The sequence below is a fragment of the Stenotrophomonas sp. 05L44_2 genome (assembly GCF_056665995.1).
Window position 1 is genome coordinate 1 of the sequence record NZ_JBFTNR010000854.1, and the last position, 1,599, is coordinate 1,599.

At 66.9% G+C, this 1,599-nt stretch carries 2 protein-coding genes; both read left to right on the forward strand.

What is annotated here, in order from left to right:
• Nucleotides 1–45: 45 nt before the first annotated feature.
• Nucleotides 46–1,323 (forward strand): efflux RND transporter periplasmic adaptor subunit, encoded by a 1,278-nt coding sequence (locus AC1VAN_RS21330; protein ID WP_442252098.1) that lies wholly within the window; start codon nt 46–48, stop codon nt 1,321–1,323.
• 31 nt (nt 1,324–1,354) lie between these two features.
• Nucleotides 1,355–1,599 (forward strand): ATP-binding cassette domain-containing protein (locus AC1VAN_RS21335; protein WP_480986693.1); only part of this gene is annotated, 245 nt, incomplete at its 3' end.

A 1,599-nucleotide genomic window follows, 5' to 3' on the forward strand; every position in this document is an offset into this window, starting at 1 on the left:
TTTGTCCTTGACACCACTCTGGCACCACCGACAGGCACGAACCCGATGATCCGCGACACCTCCGCCCAGGACCAGATCGTTTCCTCCGCTTCAGCCAGTGCCCCCAAGGCCGCATGGCACCGTTACCGCTGGCCGGCCCTGGCGGGTATCGCGCTGCTGGCCGGCATCGGCTGGGCCGTGCATGCCTGGTCCAATGCCAGCAGCTCGTTCAACAGCAGCCGGGTGCGCATCGCCGAAGTGCAGCGCGGCGACCTGGTGCGCGACATCGCCGCCGACGGCCGCGTGATCGCCGCCAACAGCCCGGTGCTGTACGCCATCTCCGCCGGCACGGTGGACCTGAAGGTGGTCGCCGGTGACGTGGTCAAGAAGGGCCAGGAGCTGGCGATCATCGACAGCCCCGAGCTGCGCAGCAAGCTCGCCCAGGAGGAGGCCACCCTGGCCGGCCTGGAGGCCGAGGCCAGCCGCGCCAACCTGGATGCCACCCTGGCCCGGGCCAAATCGCGCAAGGAAACCGACCAGGCCAGCATCGAGCGACAGGCCGCCGACCGCGACCTGCAGCGCTACCAGCGCGGCTTCGATGGCGGCGCGGTGCCGCAGATCGATCTGGCCAAGGCCCAGGACACCCTGAAGAAGGCCGACATCAGCCTGGTCAATGCCACCACCGATGCACGCCTGCAGAGCCAGGGCGCGGACCTGGACGCACGCAACAAGCGTTTGCTGGCCGACCGCCAGAAGGCCGTAGTGGCCGAAGTGCGGCGCCAGGTGGACGCACTGACCCTGCGTGCACCGTTCGATGGCCAGGTCGGCCAGGTGCAGGCCACCCAGGCCACCAACCTTGCCGCCAACGCGCCGGTGCTGGGCGTGGTCGACCTGTCCAAGTTCGAAGTTGAGATCAAGGTGCCGGAGAGCTTCGCGCGCGATCTGGCGATCGGCATGCCGGCGCAGCTGACCGGCGGCAATGGCCAGCCGTTCCCGGGCGAGATCAGTGCGGTGTCGCCGGAAGTGGTCAATGGCGAAGTCAACGCACGCGTCCGCTTTGCCGCAGCCCAGCCTGAAGGCCTGCGCCAGAGCCAGCGGATGTCGGTGCGGGTGCTGCTGGATACCCGCAGGAACGTCATGAAGGTCGAGCGCGGCCCGTTCGTGGAACAGGGCAACGGTGTGGCGTACGTAATGGATGGCCGCACCGCGGTGCGTCGTCCGATCGAACTGGGCGTCAGCAGCCTGGGCGAAGTGGAAATCAAGTCGGGTGTGCAGCCGGGGGACCGCATCGTGGTCTCGGGCAGCGACCTGTTCAAGGACGCCGAACGCGTCTCCGTCAACTGACAACTCATACATCCTGGAGAGAGGACACCCCATGTACATGCTCGAAATGCGTTCGGTCGCCAAGGTCTTCCGTACCGAACAGGTGGAAACCCACGCGCTGCGTTCACTGGAACTGCAGGTCAAGGAAGGCGAGTTCGTCGCCGTCACCGGTCCGTCCGGCTCCGGCAAGACCACCTTCCTCAACATCGCCGGCCTGCTGGAAACCTTCACCAGCGGCACCTACATGCTTGATGGCCAGGACGTCAGCAAGCTCGGCGATGATGCCCGCAGCCGCCT